At 61.2% G+C, this 18,915-nt stretch carries 16 protein-coding genes; 6 read left to right on the top strand and 10 right to left on the bottom strand.

Annotation, left to right across the window (positions count from 1 at the left end; all coding sequences use genetic code 11):
- Positions 1–15 precede the first annotated feature (15 nt).
- Entirely contained in the window at positions 16–1,083 is a 1,068-nt protein-coding gene (locus M5B99_RS05305) for an NAD(P)-dependent alcohol dehydrogenase (protein ID WP_248802997.1), read from the top strand.
- A gap of 212 nt (positions 1,084–1,295) precedes the next feature.
- Positions 1,296–1,745, top strand: a complete 450-nt coding sequence (locus M5B99_RS05300; protein WP_248802996.1) for a hypothetical protein — start codon at positions 1,296–1,298, stop codon at positions 1,743–1,745.
- Positions 1,746–1,873: 128 nt separating this feature from the next.
- Here M5B99_RS05300 and M5B99_RS05295 read toward each other — a convergent pair whose 3' ends face one another.
- From M5B99_RS05295 to M5B99_RS05275, 5 genes are all read right to left on the bottom strand, one after another.
- Positions 1,874–2,203, bottom strand: coding sequence for a DHCW motif cupin fold protein (locus M5B99_RS05295; RefSeq protein WP_248802995.1), 330 nt, complete (start codon positions 2,201–2,203; stop codon positions 1,874–1,876).
- Between the two features lie 142 nt (positions 2,204–2,345).
- The gene (locus M5B99_RS05290) at positions 2,346–3,710 is read right to left on the bottom strand and encodes an ATP-binding protein (RefSeq protein ID WP_248802994.1); all 1,365 of its coding nucleotides are present in this window, start codon (positions 3,708–3,710) and stop codon (positions 2,346–2,348) included.
- Positions 3,686–4,351, bottom strand: a complete 666-nt coding sequence (locus M5B99_RS05285; RefSeq protein WP_248802993.1) for a response regulator — start codon at positions 4,349–4,351, stop codon at positions 3,686–3,688. The genes M5B99_RS05290 and M5B99_RS05285 overlap by 25 nt, the downstream gene beginning before the upstream one ends.
- Positions 4,352–4,496: 145 nt before the next feature.
- Positions 4,497–4,946 (bottom strand): hypothetical protein, encoded by a 450-nt coding sequence (locus M5B99_RS05280; RefSeq protein WP_248802992.1) that lies wholly within the window; start codon positions 4,944–4,946, stop codon positions 4,497–4,499.
- Between the two features lie 28 nt (positions 4,947–4,974).
- Positions 4,975–5,742 (bottom strand): hypothetical protein, encoded by a 768-nt coding sequence (locus tag M5B99_RS05275; protein ID WP_248802991.1) that lies wholly within the window; start codon positions 5,740–5,742, stop codon positions 4,975–4,977.
- A gap of 385 nt (positions 5,743–6,127) precedes the next feature.
- On the opposite strand from M5B99_RS05275, the gene M5B99_RS05270 reads away from it, so the two are divergent.
- Positions 6,128–6,859: a helix-turn-helix transcriptional regulator gene (locus M5B99_RS05270; protein WP_248802990.1), complete on the top strand. Its 732-nt coding sequence runs from the start codon at positions 6,128–6,130 to the stop codon at positions 6,857–6,859.
- A 74-nt stretch (positions 6,860–6,933) separates the two neighbouring features.
- Here the strand turns inward: M5B99_RS05270 and M5B99_RS05265 are convergent, their stop codons facing one another.
- The gene (locus tag M5B99_RS05265; RefSeq protein WP_248802989.1) at positions 6,934–7,533 is read right to left on the bottom strand and encodes a LysE family translocator; all 600 of its coding nucleotides are present in this window, start codon (positions 7,531–7,533) and stop codon (positions 6,934–6,936) included.
- Between the two features lie 386 nt (positions 7,534–7,919).
- Between M5B99_RS05265 and M5B99_RS05260 the strand changes: the two genes are divergently transcribed.
- Both M5B99_RS05260 and M5B99_RS05255 read left to right on the top strand, forming a co-directional pair.
- Positions 7,920–8,681 (top strand): acyl-homoserine-lactone synthase, encoded by a 762-nt coding sequence (locus tag M5B99_RS05260; protein ID WP_248802988.1) that lies wholly within the window; start codon positions 7,920–7,922, stop codon positions 8,679–8,681.
- Positions 8,682–8,752: 71 nt separating this feature from the next.
- Entirely contained in the window at positions 8,753–9,577 is an 825-nt protein-coding gene (locus M5B99_RS05255; RefSeq protein WP_248802987.1) for a helix-turn-helix transcriptional regulator, read from the top strand.
- A 47-nt stretch (positions 9,578–9,624) separates the two neighbouring features.
- Here M5B99_RS05255 and M5B99_RS05250 read toward each other — a convergent pair whose 3' ends face one another.
- The 3 genes from M5B99_RS05250 to M5B99_RS05240 are packed head-to-tail and all read right to left on the bottom strand — an operon-like array spanning position 9,625 to position 15,184.
- Positions 9,625–12,657 carry an efflux RND transporter permease subunit gene (locus tag M5B99_RS05250; protein WP_248802986.1) on the bottom strand — a complete coding sequence of 1,011 codons (3,033 nt, stop codon included), beginning with the start codon at positions 12,655–12,657 and terminating at the stop codon, positions 9,625–9,627.
- Positions 12,654–13,757: an efflux RND transporter periplasmic adaptor subunit gene (locus tag M5B99_RS05245; protein ID WP_248802985.1), complete on the bottom strand. Its 1,104-nt coding sequence runs from the start codon at positions 13,755–13,757 to the stop codon at positions 12,654–12,656. Before M5B99_RS05245 ends, M5B99_RS05250 begins: the two co-directional genes overlap by 4 nt.
- On the bottom strand, positions 13,754–15,184 hold the full coding sequence (locus M5B99_RS05240; RefSeq protein ID WP_248802984.1) for an efflux transporter outer membrane subunit: 1,431 nt from the start codon (positions 15,182–15,184) through the stop codon (positions 13,754–13,756). The genes M5B99_RS05245 and M5B99_RS05240 overlap by 4 nt, the downstream gene beginning before the upstream one ends.
- 277 nt (positions 15,185–15,461) lie before the next feature.
- Here M5B99_RS05240 and M5B99_RS05235 point away from each other — a divergent pair, with 277 nt between their 5' ends.
- Positions 15,462–16,796 (top strand): diaminobutyrate--2-oxoglutarate transaminase family protein, encoded by a 1,335-nt coding sequence (locus M5B99_RS05235; protein WP_248802983.1) that lies wholly within the window; start codon positions 15,462–15,464, stop codon positions 16,794–16,796.
- 156 nt (positions 16,797–16,952) lie between these two features.
- On the opposite strand, the gene M5B99_RS05230 is transcribed toward M5B99_RS05235, so the two are convergent.
- Positions 16,953–18,914, bottom strand: coding sequence for a MacB family efflux pump subunit (locus M5B99_RS05230; RefSeq protein ID WP_248802982.1), 1,962 nt, complete (start codon positions 18,912–18,914; stop codon positions 16,953–16,955).
- Position 18,915 lies beyond the last annotated feature (1 nt).

Below are 18,915 nucleotides of genomic sequence, written 5' to 3'. Positions count from 1 at the left end.
CAAGGTGACGACGCCATGACCAAGACTTATAGCTACGCAGCCCAGAACCCCAAGGATTCACTCAAGCCTTTCACCTTTGAGCGTCGCGCGCCCGGCGCCGACGATGTGCAGATCGACATCCTCTACTGCGGCGTCTGCCACTCCGACCTGCACACCGCGCGCAACGAATGGCATAACACCCTGTACCCGTCGGTACCGGGGCATGAAATCGTCGGTCGGGTCACCGCGGTCGGGGCCAATGTCAACAAATTCAAGGTCGGCGACCTGGCCGGCGTCGGCTGCATGGTCGACAGCTGCCAGCACTGTGCGTCCTGCGCCGAAGGTGAAGAGCAATATTGCGAGAGCGGCTTCACCGGTACCTACAACGGCCCGGTGTTTGGCGGTGAAAACACCTTCGGCGGCTATTCGGACAACATCGTCGTCAAGGAAAAGTTCGTCCTGCGCATCTCCCACGGCGACGCCAACCTGGCGGCGGTCGCGCCGCTGCTGTGTGCCGGCATCACCACCTATTCGCCGCTGCGCCACTGGAAAGTCGGCCCGGGCAAAAAGGTCGGCGTGGTCGGTCTCGGCGGCCTGGGGCACATGGCGGTGAAAATCGCCCATGCCATGGGCGCGCATGTGGTGCTGTTCACCACTTCGCCGAACAAGCGTGAAGACGGCTTGCGCCTCGGCGCCCATGACGTCGTGGTGTCGAAGCACCCGGACGAAATGGCCAAGTTCGCCAACACCCTGGATTTCATCCTCAACACCGTGGCCGCGCCCCACGACCTGGACGCGTTCCTCGCCCTGCTCAAGCGCGACGGCACCATGACCCTGGTCGGCGCCCCGGACAGTCCGCACCCTTCGCCGTCGGTGTTCAACCTGATCTTCAAGCGCCGCAGCCTCGCCGGCTCCTTGATCGGCGGCATCCAGGAAACCCAGGAAATGCTGGACTTCTGCGCCAGCCACGGGCTGGTCTCGGATATCGAGATGATCGATATCCAGGACATCAACGAAGCCTATGGCCGCATGCTCAAGGGTGACGTCAAATACCGCTTCGTGATCGACATGAACAGCCTGAAGAAAGAAGCCAACGCGGCCTGATCGCGCCCTGCCCTCCGGACCCGTGGGACCGCGCCAGGCGTGCGGTCATCACGGGTTTTGGAAGTCCACTATCCACTCCTGAACCTGGTGCGGTACTGTAGGACCAATACGCCTGGGCCATAGGTGGCTGCAAGCGCGAAAGCGAATGCCGATGACCAAGCAATACAGGGTTGAACCGAAAGGCAAAACCTTAAATTCAAGATGAGATCAGAATGTTCAAGAAAGCTGTTTTTTGCCTGTCCCTCCTGGCAACCGCAAGTTCCGCCTGCGCCAGTGAAGCCATCGCCTACAAAGACGAGTTCGAGAACCAATACATTCAATGCATTGAAAACAAGTTGGCGGCGGACTGCTGGAACAAGGCTTTTTCCGGACATTTTGACAAGTGGCAAACCAAGGAGAAGGCACTGATCTCCAAGAGCCAGATCGCACTTGCCGCCTGGCTCGGACAACATGAAATATACAAAATACACTTGAACCCCAAGGAAACCAAAGGTGAAGTGTTTGAAAGCAGAGCCTATCTGATCGAGCGCGACGACGGGCAGCTGATCGGACTGCATATTGGTTTCAGGCAGGTGCAAGGCCAGTGGTACGTATCTGAACTCCTGGCCAACACCGACGAGGCTTTTATCAGATCCATACTGGATATGCCCAAACTGAAATAAGACGGAAAACAGGATCCGTGTCACCCTGAACTTCGTATGGATGCATACCCACAGCGACGACTTCGTCATGGCCGATTTGCGTGGCGAAGTCGATCCGATCATCCCTGAGGCGGCCCCGCCTCCGGTATTCAATCCACGATGAACAACTTCGCCCCGCTCGCAGTGGACGACCGATGTCCCTCATTATTGTTGCCCACCTGATAGCTCATCCCCGCAGCCAGTGTAAACCGGCGGCCATCTTCCAGTTCCGTGTCCAGCTCGCCCTCCAGACACAACAGAATATGCCCTTTCCAGCACCAGTGGTCGGCCAGGTATCCAGGACTGTACTCAACCATCCGCACACGGGTAGCGCCAAACTGACAAGTCCGCCAATAGGCGGTACCTGTCTGGCCTGGATGAGCGACAGGCTCGATAGTCGACCAATCAGTCGTACCGAAGGGGATAGCCATAAGGTCCATGGAGCAGTTCCTTGCCGAAAAGAGCAGCAGACCGTATCAAGCGGTCAGGGCTCCCGATAGATACAGATGAACAGGATCGGCGGCATACAGCCGCGTACTCTCGGCAAGCAAGAGCAAACGCCGGGTCAGTACCAACGGTGCGTCAGCTTGGAACTGTCGTCAACGGCCACCACAGCGAAACACACAACCCGCGTCGCGCCACTTCGTCGCAATACGCCAGGCGGATACGCGCGCCGGTACGCTCGGCAATGGCCTTGACGATGGACAGTCCCAGCCCGGAACCGACTTCCTGGCTGCCCAGGCTGCGATAGAACGGATCGAAGACCCGCCCCCGTTCTTCAACGTCGATACCGGGGCCACTGTCCTTGACCTGCAACAGCGCCCCACCCTGCTCCCGGCTCACCCACAGGTCGACCCGGCCGCCGACGGGCGTATAACGAATGGCGTTATCCACCAGGTTCCTGACCAACGCCAGCAGGTCGATCTCGTTGAGTGCCAGGAACACGTCCTCTGCCCCCTCGACACCGATATCGATCTGCTTGAGCTCGGCCAGCGGCAACAAGTCTTCCAGTACCCGACGATAGACCGCATGCACCGAGAGCGGCGCGCCGGGCGGCGACGCATCGGCCTGGGCAGTGGCCAACGCCAACAGTTGCTCGATCAGGCTCTTGCCTCGCTCGATACCCCGGCGCAAGGCGAACAGTCGCTCCCGGGCCAGGCTCGACATCTCGGCCGCGGCGAGCCGCTCGGCTTGCAGAGACAGCGCGGTCAACGGCGAACGTAATTCATGGGCGGCGTCGGCAACGAAACGGCGCTGGCTGTCCATGGACTGGGCAACCCGCCCGAGCAGGCGATTGATCGCCAGCACAAAGGGGCGGACTTCAGCGGGCACATGGGTTTCATCGATGGCATGCAGCTCCTGCTCGCCGCGCGTGTCGATCTCCGTCGCCAGCACCGCGATAGGCCGGAACAACTTGCGCAGCAAGTCGGCCACCACCAGCAGCAGCACCGGAAACAGGATAAGAAACGGCAACAGTCCGCGCCAGGCACTCTCACGAGCGTCTTTATCGCGAATGCCGGTTTCCTGGGCCACGGCGATGCGCTGACCATTGCCCAGGGTCCTGACCAGTACCCGGAACGGTTCACCCGCGACCGCAAGCGTCGACCAGCCATCGGCCAGGGTCGCCGGCAAAGGCAAGGGGCCACCGGCCTCGATATCAGCCGGGGCGCGGCGGCCGTCGCCCAGGTACTGCACGATCACCCGGGACTCTTCATCGTCACCGGCGACCACGCCCTCCGGCTGCGGATAAGCCAGCGTCATCTGCTGGCGCTCGAACAGCACGGCCACCTGATACAGGGTGTTGTCCTGCATTTCGAGGGCCTCGTCGAAAGCCGAGACAAAGGCGAATACCCCGGCCAGCACGGCAACGATGAGGATCGCCAGCGACAGCGAAACCGACAGCCTGAGCTGGACCGACTCCCTCAGGCGTTTTTTGAAACCATCCATCCCATGCCCCTGACGTTCTTGATCACATGGCTGCCCAGCTTGCGTCGCAAACCGTGGATCAGAAACTCCACCGCGTTGCTTTCCACCTCGTTACCCCAACCATAGATTCGATCTTCCAGATCGCCGCGCGAGAGAATCGCTCCCGGCCGGATCAGCAGTGCCTGCAACAACGCGAACTCACGGCTGGAAAGCTGGACCTCGGGGATTGCCTCGGTGCCGGCCTGTTTCGAGATCAGGTCGAGGCAAATCACGCCGTTGCTCAGCAGCGACAATGCGGTACCGCCCTTGCGGCGCAGGACTGCGCGCATGCGTGCGAGCAACTCGGCCATGTCGAAGGGTTTGAGCAGATAGTCGTCGGCACCGCCATCCAGGCCATGCAGCCGATCACCGAGGCCATCGCGGGCGGTGATGATCAACAGCGGCACGCCATTGTCGCGGGCACGAATACAGCCCAGCACTTCAAGGCCGTCCTGGCCCGGCAGGCCGAGGTCGAGCAGTACCAGGTCATAATGCTGGGTATCCAGCGCCGCGAGGGCGGTCGTGCCGTTATTGACCCAGTCGATGGCGTAACTGGCATCCTTCAGCGCCCCCTGGATCGCCTCGCCGATCATCGGGTCATCTTCGACCAGTAATATCCGCATACCCCTCTCCGCTAAAAAAAACCGGCCCGACACTCCTACGCGAACCTGCTTGCGTAATGATTGCCGAGCCTGCATTGAAGCACCTGTTTAGCGGTGCACGAAGCAATTTATCTGGCGTGCAGAACCCACACCGGCGGGTTCGAGATCATTTCTTGCCTTGCATGCCGTTAAAGGTTTTCAGCAGCTCATCCATTGTGGCCTTGCAGTCGGCCTGTTTCGGGTTGCCGGCGCGCAGGGCTTCGAGCGAATTGTCGATCGACTTGTCCAGCACATGCCAATCGCTCGCGGCGCGCGGTTTGAGGCCGGCCTCGGCAGAGTCCCAGGCCAACTCCAGATCCTTGATCCGTGTTTTCGCTGCGGCCAGGTCGTTCTTGTCGACCAGTGCGGCGACATCGACGGCAATGTTCTGGAAGGCCGACAGGTCGCCGAGTTTCGAGGCAGTTGCCGGGCTGGCTCCCGCTACCGTGCCGGTCGTGCTCGGCGCCGTGGCGGACTTCGCTGTATCAGCCGGCTTAGAGCAGCCGGCGGCCAGACCGAGCACGGCAACGACAGACAGAACAGCAGCCTTGCGAATAACAGCTTGAACGTTGAGCATGATGATTCCTTGGGTGTATCCGAATGGGTTATTGAGTGGCGAGCTTGCGGTTGCCGACGCTGAACTGAGCGACGACTACCAGGATCAGGATGACGCTGAGGAAGATCGCGCTGGTCCAGGCGGCCCCCATGCCCAGGCCGCCGTAGGTCTTGGCCTGGGTCAGCAAGTCGCCCAGGGAAGCACCGAATGGACGGGTCAGGATGTAGGCGACCCAGAAAGTCAGCACGGCGTTGCCGCCCAGGCGCCAGGCGACCAGGGTCAAGGCGATCAGCCCGGCGAAAATCAGCGAACCGAGGGTAAAGCCAAGGCCCAGTGCTTCGGTGGCCAGGTCGCCCGCCGCCGTACCCAGGGCGAAGGTGCAAAGCACCGTCGTCCAGTAGAACCACTCCCGGCGCGGCGTGACGATTGCATTGATGGAGAGGTTGCGTTCGCGGGCATACCAGACGCCGAAATTGATCGCCAGCAATAGCGAAAATATCGCCGTGCTGACATACAGGCTGATGCCCAGCTTGTCGGTGAGCAGGTCGGTGATCTGCGTCCCGACCACACTCACCAGCACCACGCTGAGCCAGTAGATCCAGGGGGTGTAGGCACGAGTCCGCAGCTGGCCGAACAAGGCAATGGCCAGCAGCACGGCCATGCCGATGCTGGTCAGGCCCTGCCCCAGGCCGGCGTCGACGGCGAGGAAATCGGCCGCGGTCTCACCCACGGTCGTGGACATGATTTTGATCACCCAGAAGGACAGTGTCACTTCCGGGACCTTGTTCAGCCAGTCGGCCGTGGTCAGGGCTTTCATCTGCGGGCGTCTCCTTAACGGCGCCACAATCGGCGCAGGGAGGAGACTACCCGGGGAAACTTAGCTGAGACTGAGGGGCCGGCCTATCGGCCGATTCCGGCAGGCCTGGGGGGGGAATGAAGACAGTGGCAATCTGATCCCATTACATCACCCAAGCGATTATCCCGGAACTCTTAACACGCCCTTAATCATCAAGAAAAATTGACTGCGCGGCCGACTCGGCGCCCCGAAAGCGTCAAAAATAAGTGGCTGAATCGACATTGCGTCAAATTTTGTTTTCTATTTGACACATATTGAAATGGTTTTCGGGCGATGCTATAAGTCAGACATTCCCCATTTGGATCCATATAATAGAGCACATCCAGCCAATCGGAGCCCGCTTGTCATGCCTAAACTCCGCACAATCAAACATACGTTTGACTTGGTTAGAGAAGTTGAGAACAACATTCCTGGGGCCAGCACAAAAACCTATGTAGATGTCTTGACTTGGGTATTCTACAAACTGGAAATAACACGTTTTGCCTATGTCTACCTCGATTCGCATTTAGTTGATAACGGTGATATCTCGATCCACAGCAGCTATCCCGCCGAGTGGGTTGAGACCTACCGCAAGCAGGCGCTCTACAAGTCCGATCCGGTCATGGCCAATGCCGCCATCACGTCGCGACCGTTCTTCTGGACGACGATAAACGATCCCACTCATGCGCCCAGCAAAGTCTTTGAGCAATCCGCACGCTATGGCATTGATCAAGGCTTCAGCATTCCCCTTCATGAGCCCGGCAGCGCCTTTGGTTCCCTGCACCTGCCTTGTGTTGAAGGCGACCCTGATTTTGAGCGCATCGTCCAGTCGAACATGTTCCTGATCAAGGCCATCGGTAGCATTGCCCATCAATATCGGCCGATTGAGGTGACCCAGGAAGAGCTCCTCTCCCTGAGTCCCAGGGAAATTGAATTCCTTCACTGGCTGGCCCTCGGCAAAAATTATCAGGAAATCGGCCTGATCATGAACATCACTGAAAGGACGGTGAAATTCTACGCCAAGAAAATCACCGAGAAAATGGGCTGCACCAATGTCAAGCAGGCCATGGTCAAGGCCATCCGACACAATATCTTTTAACTTTCCACGTTTGAGTCGCCGCCTCTCATCGCCGCACAGGTCTCGCACTTGTGGGGCCGGCTCAGCTGTTCCCGTCACGTCAATATCACGTTCGAAGCCAGGTTATACAACGCCATGCTGGCAAATAAGCCAATGACCAATGAAACAAATCTATTGACCCGATTACCCGATATTATCGATGGTAGATTCCGTCCAAAGACAGCCCCCAGTCCCACCCAGACAATCCCCACGGGAAGAATGACCAGGGAAAAGATTGCCATGAATGAAAGATAACTTTCCCAGTGTATGAAGGTTCCGGCAGGGGCGACGAACGAGGCAAAAAACAGCCCTTTCGGATTGGTCAGCGTCGCCAGGAACAGCGCCGAAACCGAGATGGCAGAGGGCTTCCCTGAGGTATCCAATTGCACCGAAAACCACAGTTTCAGCGAAATGTAGAACAGGAAAATCACCGCCAGGATCTTCGTCGCCACCACCACCCAGCCGTAATTGGCCGTCAGTGCATCGATGGATATTCCCCAGATGGTAATCTGGATCAGATAGGCCACCCATTCGGCAAGAATCAACTTCAACGAATAACCGCCCAGGCCGCGACTGACCCCCGACTGCAGCAACAGCGAATTGGTCGGCCCCGGCACCAGCAACACCGTGAGCATTGCAATTGCAACATAATACATAACCCGCCCCCAAAAAATTCCAAAATGGATTTATTTTCCAGTCGACTTATTTTCCAGGTTGGAAAATCCGTTTTCCTTATTAACAGCGAGAACACCCTTGCTTTTGTTGCAACTTGATGAATTCGCGTCCAGACTCTTCAAATCAAAGATCAACGCCTGAGCGCCGCCACCGCCACCGCCACCGCGATCACAACCTTATAATTCTCCCACGCATCACGGTTATCGTACAACCCGCACTGCAACGATAAACAGCTGAGACGGCGAAAGTCTCACGGCGACAATTAAACAGCACTTTGCCCTCATCAGCCACCTGCACTTAAGTACAGTTGCCGCGCTTATACAGGACCACTATAAATAAGCACCTTCTCCCTATCCGCGACGTACTTATGATCGGCTATTTCCCTCACTCGTACATTTTCTCCGAGCACTCGTACATTTTCACCGACGTGCATATCGCTATCGCCAGCTACAGCGAACTGCCGGTCCAGGCATTAGAGCAAATACTCAGTATCCGCAAAGCCGCTTTTATTGACCGCAGAAAATGGGATATTGAAAGCTATGCTGGTAGCGATTATGAATTCGATCAATATGACAATGATGACGCGATCTATATTTATTCCCACAAGGGACCACAGGTAACCGGTTGCGTCAGACTTCGCCCGTCCTATAAGCCAACCCTGATTTGTGGCGCCTTGAGCTTCATGCTCAGTGATGAGCTCTCCAGGCCCAACCCGTTTGACTGCTGGGAGGCTACCCGCTTTGCGCTGTTGAGCACCGACACCTGCGGCAACGATTTCAGCAAGACCAAAGTTGATTTTCGTACCGCTGCTCTGTTCATGGCAATGTTACGGTTTGCCCGCACACAAGAGGTCAGCACTTATGAAGTCATTGTAGATGCCATGATGGAAAAAGTTCTAAGACGCTCTGGTTGGGCCCTCCATCGACGCAATGTTGCACAAGGCAGCAAGGGCGAGAAAGTCATCTACGGCACCCTGGAGTGCACGTCCAAAATCTACGATAATATGCTCAAGATAAACCATATGCAGTGCCTGACAGGCGATCAATTGCCGTTGATTGCATTGCCCGCCGTCGACTACGCCGCGACCCCACCGAACAGCACGACTCGTTATATGACCCAAGCTAACTAATACGTACCAACAATCCTCATGGACCGTGGGCGGCGCTTGCCGTGGCGCCCAGAATAAAAAATGGAGAGCGGATGAACTTGCAAAGACTTTTCCCGTCAGTCGGCAAAGTGATTGCCAACACCGGTAACCGTAATTTTCCGCGCGTGCTGCATGACCTGATCGCTGCCCAACTGCCCGTCGACGCCACGCACATCACCGAGCTGCGGATCGACACCACGAATGCCGCCCAGTCGGTTACCTCGAGTATCGGCGGCGTGGGCATCAGCCCGATCTGCACCGACACCCTGATGAGTGCCTCTTCGGTCAAGCAGTCCGCCCAGGCAAATGACGACACCTGGCTGGCGCCGCGAACCGAGCTGGCCTGCTGCCAGCGAGCGTCCACGCAGCACGCGTCCCCCAACCACCTGCACCTGATCTGCCGCACGAAAGATCGCTGCTACGCACTGTCGGTCTATCGATCCAACCCGTCCCTGGGGTTTTCCACCCAGGAGTGCGCGTTCCTCCAGGATTTTTCCTGCCTGTTGCTGCCCATGATCGGCGAGCATATCGAAGCCCTGTTGCCGGCTCCGGTCCGACTGGAAGCCTTCTCGGTCACCCAGGAGCTGGAAAACGGTGGCATGGATGCCTTGCGTCAGCGCTTCATCGAACGTCTGGAAATGTCCGGCTTGAATCTGTCCTCGCGGGAAACCGAAGTCTGCGTCGGCCTGCTGGCCGGGCGCACGGCACCGGAACTGGCCGATCAGTTGGCGCTACGGGTCAATACCGTGGAAAGCTATCTCAAGCGTGCCTCCATCAAAATGGGCATCGGCGGTCGCCGCTCACTGATCCGCTGGATGCACTCGGCGGACTCCAGGACAGGCCTGGAGAACACCACCGTCCTGCAAAGCGCCCTCTGACAGCGCGCACTCATTCGTGAAAACACCTCGATAGCGACCTGTTGCGTCTATCGAGGTGTACGAAAGAGTCTCTTGAATGCTTCAAGCCCATCGTCGACATAAGTGAAGATCACCGGCACCACCAACAGACTCAGCACCGTCGAGGCCAGCAAGCCACCGATCACCACCACTGCCATCGGTTGACGGAAGCTCGACTCCCCACCCCATCCCAGCGCCGTCGGCAGCATGCCCGCCCCCATCGCAATGGTGGTCATCAGGATCGGCTGCGCGCGTTTGTGGCAGGCATCGATCAACGCCGCATAGCGCTTCATGCCCTGGTCACGACGGGCCATGATCGCGTACTCCACCAACAGAATCGAGTTCTTGGTCACAATCCCCATCAGCATCAGCAAACCGATGACCGAGGCCATGGAAAAGCTCATCCCGCCGATCAACAGGGCCAACAAGGCCCCGCCCAACGACAGGGGCAACGCCGAGAGGATGGTCAGCGGCTGCATGAAGTCATGGAACAGCAGGACCAGCACCGAGTAGATACAGAACACCCCGACCGCCATGGCCAGGCTGAAATTGCCGAACAACTCGCTCATCAGTTGCAGTTCGCCCTGCTCCACCAGTTTCACTTGCGCCGGAAGGTGCTGCATCACCGGCAGCTGCCTGGCCTGCTCCATCACCTCGCCCAGATTGCGTCCATTGAGCTCGATCGACAGGGTGATATTGCGCAGGCGGTCGAGCCGATCGATCTGCGCCGGTCCGCTCCCCATGCTGATCTGCCCCAGGGACGCCAGTGCGACCTGACCGTCACGGCCCTTGACCCGCAACTGGGCGATGGCCTCCAGGTCGCTGCGCACCTGCGGTTGCATGCGCACCCGGACATCCACCTGGCGCTGGGATAGATTGATCTTGCCCAGCGACGATGAAAAATCGCCGTAGGTGGCCATGCGCAAGGTGTCGGCAATGTCCTGGCTACTGATACCTTGTTCGGCGGCGCGGACAAAATCCGGGCGCATCTGGATTTCCGGGCGCTGCACCGCCGTGCTCGAGGTCACGTTGCCGATACCCTTGAGTTGGCGCAACTGCGGCTCGAGGGCCGAGGCGGTACGTTCGAGCAAATCGCCATTATCGCTGGCGAGGACGATTTGCAGGCGTTCGCCACTGCTGTCACCGCCAACGTTGACCCGTACCCCGGGCAAGCCGCGCAGGGCTTCGCGCATCTTCGCCTCGATCGCCGACTGTTTGAGTTCGCGCTGGTTGCGTGGCAGCAGGTCGATGGTCAGGACTGCCTTGCGATTACCGCCGCCGGCGATATCGCCACTGCCCACCGCGGCGAAAACATGGGCGACTTCGGGGATGGCGCGCAGGCGGGCGTCGGCCTGCAGGGTGATCGCCGCCGTCTGCGCCAGGCTGCTGCCCGGCGGCAATTCCAGGCTGATGGTGCTGCGGGCGTTGTCCTGGGCCGGCAGAAAACTGGTGGGCAGCAGCGGAATCAGCGCCAGGGAGCCGAGCAATAGCACGCCGACCAGGGCCATGGTGCTCTTGCGCCGGGTCAGGCTGGTGTGGATCCAGCCCAGATAACGGGTCATCAAGCGGCTGTCGTGCTCGATATGCGGCCGGGCCTTGAGCACATACGCCGCCATCATCGGCGTCAGCAGGCGCGCCACCAACAGGGACAAGATCAGCGCCGCGCTGGCGGTCACGCCGAACTGCCGGAATAGCTTGCCGGATATCCCGCCCATGAAAGCCGTGGGCAGGAACACCGCCACCAGGGTCACGGTGGTCGCCAGCACCGCCAGGCCGATTTCGTCGGAAGCTTCGATCGCCGCCTGACGCGGACTTTTGCCCATGCGCAGGTGCCGCGCGATGTTCTCGACTTCGACGATGGCATCGTCCACCAGGATACCGATCACCAGGGCCAGGGCCAACAGCGAGATGGTGTTGAGGGTGAAGCCGGCAAAATACATCACGCCGAAAGTCGGGATGATCGACAGTGGCAGTGCCGTGGCGACGACGAGGGTGGCCCGCCAGTCCCGCAGGAACCACCAGACCACCAGAACGGCAAGCAACATGCCCTCGTACAGCAACGCCATGGAGCCGCGATAATTATCCAGCACCGGTTCAACGGTGTTACTCGCCTCTTCGACGTGGATACCCCGGTGTTGCTCGGCAAACCGGCTCATTGCCTGGCGAACATCAGCGCTCACCCCGACATCGGAAAAACCCAGGGAGCGGATCACCTGGAAGCCGATCAGCGGCTTGCCGTCGCGATAAGCCCGGGTGCTGCGCTCGGCATGGCTATCGCGTACCGTGGCCAACTGCTGCAAGGCGAGCATGCGTCCGTCACTGATGGGAATGCGGATGGCCCCGAGCGCCGCCGGATCGTCGATGGCGCCGAGGATGCGCAGGGCCTGCTGGCCGCTGCCGAGGTCACCCTGGCCGCCGGAGTTGTCTTTCTGCATGGCCCGCAAGCGGCTGGCCACGTCGTTCACACTCAGGCCCAGGCCGGCCATCATCGCCGGGTCGAGGTCGACCTGGACTTCGCGGTCCACGCCACCGACCCGGACGATCTTGGCCACCCCGCGCACCGCCAGCAGTTGCTTGTTCAGGTCATTGTCGACAAACCACGACAAGGCCTCTTCATCCATCCGCGGTGCATCGATGACATAGGTCAGCAGTGCCGAGGTATTGGTGGTCAGACGCGATACCGACGGTGTATTGAGATTCGCCGGCAACTCCGGCGTGGCGCTGTCCACCGCATTGCGCACTTCGTTGAGGGCCTCGTTGCCGTCCTTGTCGATGGCAAAGGTCACGCTGATGCTCACGCTGCCGTCGGCAATCAGCGTGGTGACATGTTGCAACAGGCGTAACGAGGTCAGTTTGTCCTCGATCTTGCGCGCCACCTCGGTTTCCAGTTGCTCGGGCGCCGCCCCCTCCAGGGAGGCACTGATGACCACGGTGGGCAGGTCGGTGTCCGGAAAGTCCTGGATGCCGAGGCGCTCCAGGCCAAACATGCCGAACAGGGTCAGCAGCACGAACAGCATGACCGCCGGGACCGGATAACGAATGGACAACGCGGAAATATTCATCGGGCCTGCGCCTCGGAGCCGACCAGGGTCACACTGGCCCCATCACTGAGGAACGCGCCGCCACTGCGGACGATCCGTGCCTGTTCCGCCAGGCCGCCGACGATCTCCAGCGCCTGCCCGCGACGGCGCCCGACCTCCACGCCCTGTTGGCTGACATGCATGTCCTGACCCAGCACAAACACATAGGAACGCCCGTCGCGCAGGACCACGGCGGTATCCGGAACCGTCAGCGCCGCGCGGCCTGGCAGCTCGATACGACCGCTGGCGTACATGCCGGCCCGCGCCATGGAGCTCACCGGCAAGGACACATAGACCAGCGCCCGGCTGGTCTTGCTGTCGAGTACCGGCGAGACCAGTCGCACTCGCCCTTCGACCTGCGTGCCACCCGGCAACGTCACGCGGACGGGCTGGCCGGCCTGCACTCCCGACAGTTGCTGGGCGTCCAGTTCGGCCTGCCATTCAATGCGGCCATCGCGGATCATCCGGAACAGTTCGGCGCCAGCCGCCACCACATCCCCGAGCAAGGCCTTGCGGGCGGAAATGATCCCGTCGTCCACCGCGACGATGCGGGTCTGCGTCAGCTTGATGCGGGTGGTGCGCAGGTCGGCGTTCGCCGCCGCCAGATTGGCCTCGGCGGTCTGCACCTTGACCCGATACTCTTCCAATTGCTGCTCCGACAAGGCCCCGCTCTGCCCGACCAGTGCCGCCCGCCGCGCATTGGAACGGGCCTCCTGCAACTGCGCAAGGGCCTGGGCGACCGCGGCTTTCTGCTTGTTTTCCTCAGCCAATACACTGTCATCGGCCAGGGTCGCGAGCACCTGGCCCTGCTTCACCCGGTCACCGATATCGGCGTTCAGACTGGCGATGCGCAGGCTGCCGGTTTCAGCACTGATCACGGCTTCCTGCCAGGGCGCGAGCGCACCGCTGGCCACCCGTTCCTGCGGCCAGTCCTCGCGGCGCGGCTGAACCGTCTCGACACTCAGGCTGGTGGCCGGCATGACCACGGCAGCCGGTATCTTCGCAGCGCGGCCGAACAGCAGCCAACCCGAGAGAGCCAGCGCGGCAAGCGCCAGCAACCCATAACCCGGGCTCGGCTTCATGCCCCGCCTCGCGTCGGCGCGTCGCCGGCAAGTCCCGCGGGCTCGTCCTGCCAGCCACCGCCCAGGGCCTTGTATAGCGCGATCCAGTAGCGCACCTGATTCTGCTGCAAGGTGATCAGCTCGATCTGCGCCGACAGCGCCGAACGGCGAGCCAGCTCGCGATCCAGCAGGCTGGCGTTGCCGGCGTGCCAGTTGCGATCGATGGCCTGGAAATATTCCTGGTAACCGTCGGTGGCGCGCTGCGCATCGACTTCCGAGTGCCGCGCGGCATCCAGCCGTACCAGCGACTGCTCGACTTCCATCACCGCCGTGCGCAGGGTCTGCCGATAGGTCGCCAGGGCCACGTCATACCCGGCCCGGGCCGAGTCCACCGCGGCCCGGCGCTTGCCGCCATCGAACAGCGGCACGCTGAGTTGCGGGCCGAGGCTCCAGTTCCGGCTGTAGGCGCCGCTGGTGTTGCCCACGGCAAACGAGCCGACCAGACTCAGGCTCGGCAGTCGATCGGCCTGGGCCGCGCCGATCTGCGCATTCGCCGCAGCCAGCTGGCGCTCGCTGGAGGCCAGGTCCGGGCGCTGGCGCAACAGGTTGGCGGGAATTTCCCGTACGTCCAGCAATGCCGGTTCGGGCAACTTCGCCGGTGTATGAGCGAGCACTTCGCGCACTTGTTCCTCGCCGCTGCCGGTCAGGGCCACCAGACTCTTGAGCAACACATCGCACTCGCTTTGCTGATTGGTCAGGGTCGCGCTGCTGGCGGCGGCGCTGGCATCGGTCAGCGCGGCATCGGCGGCGGAGGTAAAACCGGCCTGGAACGACAGCCGGGTCAGGCGCGCGGTCTGGCCCTGGGATTGCGCCTGGTCACGGTAAGCGTTCACCAGCATCTGGCAACCGCGGTATTGCACGAAGTCATCACCGACCTCGGCGGCCAGCGACACCCGGGCGTCGTGCCAGTCATCGACACGGGCCTCGAGCAGGTTGCGCGAGGCTTCGCTGTTGCGCCGCAGCTTGCCGAACAGGTCCAGCTCCCAGGCTGCGTCGAGGGTCGCGCCAGAGGTGCTGCCGCGCTGCTTCACCCCGCGCTGGCGCAGGCCGGCGCGGGCCTTGGTCAGCCCGCCGTTGAGCTGCGGCTGAGCGGCGGCGCTGCTACCGTCCAGGGTGGCGCGAGCCTCGGCGATGCGTGCCAGGGCCTGGTCAAGAGATGGGCTGTCCGCCTCGGCCAGGTGCAGCAGGGTCGCCAACGCCGGGTCGTTGAATTGCCGCCACCAATCGTTCAGCCCCACCACTGAAGCCCCATGGGGTAACGGCGCATACCACTGGCTGGCCACCGCCACCGCCGGCAACTGGTAATCCGGACCCAGCGTGCAGCCGCCCAGCAACGTCGCGAACAACAACGACAGCAGGAGGTGGGCAGCAGGTTTGGCGATAGGCATAACGCTCTCGAAGACACCTGGGCACAGGCGTCCTGGGAAATAGGAAAACGGGTGATGGCGCAGAAGGCTACGGGGACTGGCGCAGCGTTTTCTTCCCGCGCCATAAAGTCCTTTCGTGGCACGCATTTAACCCCAGGAGCCGGGGCCTGTCTGGCGTGGAAAACGGGGACATCCCGGGCGCGATAAAGTGGCGGCCGCCGCGGGGCTCTTACAGAATCGGGCTCAGCTCGAAATGAGCGACCAATGAATTCGCACCTGTGCCAATGAGTGATCGACTATGGAAGAGTTAAGCAGTCTCAAGAAATTGGAGTCGAACGCGCGTACCTACGCGGCGACGTTCCAACGCTTGTTTGTCAGCGGCAAGGGCATGCGGGTCAAGGATGCCAACGGTCAGGAGTACCTCGACTGCCTGTCGAATGCCGGCACCCTGGCGCTGGGTCACAACCCGGTCGTGGTGCGTGATGCGGTGATCGAGTTTCTCCACAGCGATCATCTGCAACAGGCCCTGGACCTGGCCACGCCGGCCAAGCACGCCTTCGTCCAGGAGCTGTTCGCGACGCTGCCGGCCGGCCTGCGGGACAACAGCAAGATCCTGTTCTGCGGCCCCAGCGGCTCGGACGCGATCGAAGCGGCGATCAAGCTCGCCCGCCACTACACCCGGCGCTCGACGCTGATGGCCTTCCATGGCGGCTACCACGGCATGACCGCCGGGGCGCTGTCGGCAATGGGCAACCTCAATCCCAAGGTCGGCCTGGTCACCCAGGGCACCCACTTCCTGCCATTCCCCTACCGCTTCCGCTGCCCGTTCGGCACCGACGGCGAACATACCGACCGGCTCTCCATCGACTACATCCGCACCGTGCTCTGTGACCCGGAAAGTGGTGTGCCGAAGCCGGCGGCGGTGGTGGTCGAGGTGGTCCAGGGCGAAGGTGGCTGCATCCCGGCCTCGGCCGAATGGCTGCGGGCCCTGCGCGAGATCACCCGGGAGCAGGAGATCCTGCTGATTGTCGACGAAGTACAAACCGGGCTGGGACGCACCGGCAGCCTGTTCGCCATCGAACACGCAGGGATCACCCCGGATATCCTGGTACTGTCCAAGGCCATCGGCGGCGGCTACCCGATGTCGGTGATCATTTATGCCGAGCACCTGGACACCTGGGGCCCGGGCATGCACGCCGGGACCTTTCGCGGCAACCAGGTGGCCATGGTTGCCGGTGCCACGACCCTGCGTTATATCAAGGAACACAACCTGGCGGCCCAGGCCGCGCGTCGCGGCGAACAGTTGCAGAGTGGGCTGGAAGACATTGCCCGGCACTTCCCGTTTATCGGTGACGTGCGTGGCCGCGGACTGATGCTCGGGGTGGAAATCGTCAAGCCGGGCAGCGGCTCGCGTCCGGGATTGGGCGATGGCGCGCGGGCGCGGGCGATCAAGCTCGAGTGCTTCGACAACGGCATGATGATCGAGACCGGCGGACGCCACAGCGCGGTCCTGCGCTTCCTGCCGCCGCTGACCATTACCGAAGCGGAAGTCGGCATGGTCCTCGATCGTTTCGAACAGGCCCTCAAGAGCAGCAGCGCGGCACGAGTTTCCAGCGTCAGTGCGGTGGGTTGACCCCTGCCCTTGTCGGAGCGGTGCTTGCCCGCGAAGCTTTTAGCGACCTCTCGGCCGCCGTCGCGGGCAAGCACCGCTCCCACATGACCGCAGTCACCTTGGCACCTCAAAAAGAGCCCGTCACCACCCAGGCGACAGGCCCTTCCTTCTCTTCCGCTAATCCCGCGCCAACGCCTCGATCGGATCAAGCCGCGCGGCATTGCGCGCCGGGACGAAGCCGAAGACGATACCGATCAACGTCGAGCAGATGAACGCGGTGACAATCGAGCCCACCGAGAACACCATCTGCCATTCCTTGACCAGCAGCGAAAACACATAACCGATACCGAACGACAGGCTGATGCCGATCACCCCGCCGATCAGGCAGACCATCACCGCCTCCACCAGGAACTGCTGGCGAATATCCGACTGACGTGCGCCCACGGCCATGCGAATGCCGATCTCGCGGGTCCGTTCGGTCACCGACACCAGCATGATATTCATCACCCCGATCCCCCCCACCGCCAACGAGATCACCGCAATCAACGACAACAGCAACGCCAGCGACTGGCTGGTCTTCTGCACCGTCTGCATCACGCTGTCGAGGTTATAGGTGAAGAAATCCTTGGTCCCGTGGCGCTTCTCCATCAGTTTGTTGACGTTGTCCTCGACCACCTTGCTCGGCTGGCCGTCCTTGATCCGCACCGTGATGCTGTCCAGGTAGCGCTGGCCCAGCACACGACCGGCGGCGGTTTCGTAGGGCATCCAGATATTCAGATTCTTGCTGGTGTTGAAGATGCTCTTCTTGTCTTCGGTCACGCCGATCACCGTACACGGCAGGTTATCGACGAGGATCACCTGGCCCAGCGGGTCGACCGACGGGCCGAACAGGCGGGTCCGGGTGTTGTAGTCGATCACCACCACCTGCGCCTGCCGCCGGGCGTCGTCCTTGCTGAACGACACCCCCGAGCCCATCTTGGTGCCGCGCACCTGGAAGTAACTCGGGCTGACCCCACTGACCGTTGCTGTCACATCGAGGTTGCGGTAACGCACCAACAGGTTGCGTCCGATGTTCGGCGAGGCACTGTCGATGTAGTACTGGCTGCTCAAGGCCGTGACATCGGACAGTGCCAGGGTTTCGATGGCCCCCGATTTACTGTCGCCAAAATCGCTGCCGGGGAAGATCTCGATGGTGTTGCTGCCGATGGCCTGGATGTCCTTGAGCACATAGCGCTTGGCCCCTTCGCCAATGGCCACGATCGACACCACCGAAGTGATACCGATAATGATCCCGAGCATGGTCAGCAAGGTACGCATGCGGTGCGAGATCAGCGCCACCCAGGCCATCACGAAGGCTTCCTGGAACAGCGCCAGACCGGCCATCAGCCGATTGCCCTGTCTGGGCTTGGCCGGCAGACGCTCAGTGGCTTTTTCGTTGACCAGCGGACGATTGACGTTGACCCGATCGGCGACGATCTCGCCGTCACGCATCTCGATGATGCGCTCGGCATGGGCCGCAACCTTTTCATCGTGCGTCACCAGGATCACCGTGTGCCCGGCGCTGTTGAGCTCCAGCAGGATCTTCATCACCTCCTTGCCGCTGACGCTGTCCAGCGCCCCGGTCGGTTCGTCGGCGAGGATGATTTCGCCGCCGTTCATCAATGCCCGGGCGATACTGACCCGTTGCTGCTGACCGCCCGACAACTGGCTCGGCCGATGCCCCAAGTGCCCTGCCAGGCCCAGGCGCGCCAGCAGTTCCTGGGCGCGGAGGTAACGCTTGCTCTCGCCGGTACCGGCATAGACCGCCGGCATTTCGACGTTGTGGGTCGCCCCCAGATGCGGCAACAGGTGATAGCGCTGGAAAATGAAGCCGAAGTGATCGCGGCGCAACTCCGCCAGCTCATCGTCGCTCAGGGTGCTGGTTTCACGCCCGTCGACCTGGTAGCTGCCGCTGTTGGCGTGGTCCAGGCAACCCAGCACGTTCATCAGGGTTGATTTGCCGGAGCCCGAGGCGCCGGTAATCGCCACCAGCTCGCCGGCATTGATCGTCAGGTTGATGTCATTGAGCGCGATGAAATCCTTCTCACCGGCGACGAAACGACGGGTAATGCCCTTGAGTTCCAGCAGGGGTCGGCTCATG

Source organism: Pseudomonas sp. MWU13-2100 (assembly GCF_023242365.1).
In the GTDB taxonomy this organism is placed as follows: domain Bacteria; phylum Pseudomonadota; class Gammaproteobacteria; order Pseudomonadales; family Pseudomonadaceae; genus Aquipseudomonas.
Note: the sequence above shows the minus strand (reverse complement) of the source record. Positions and strands in the feature narration are given on the sequence as shown.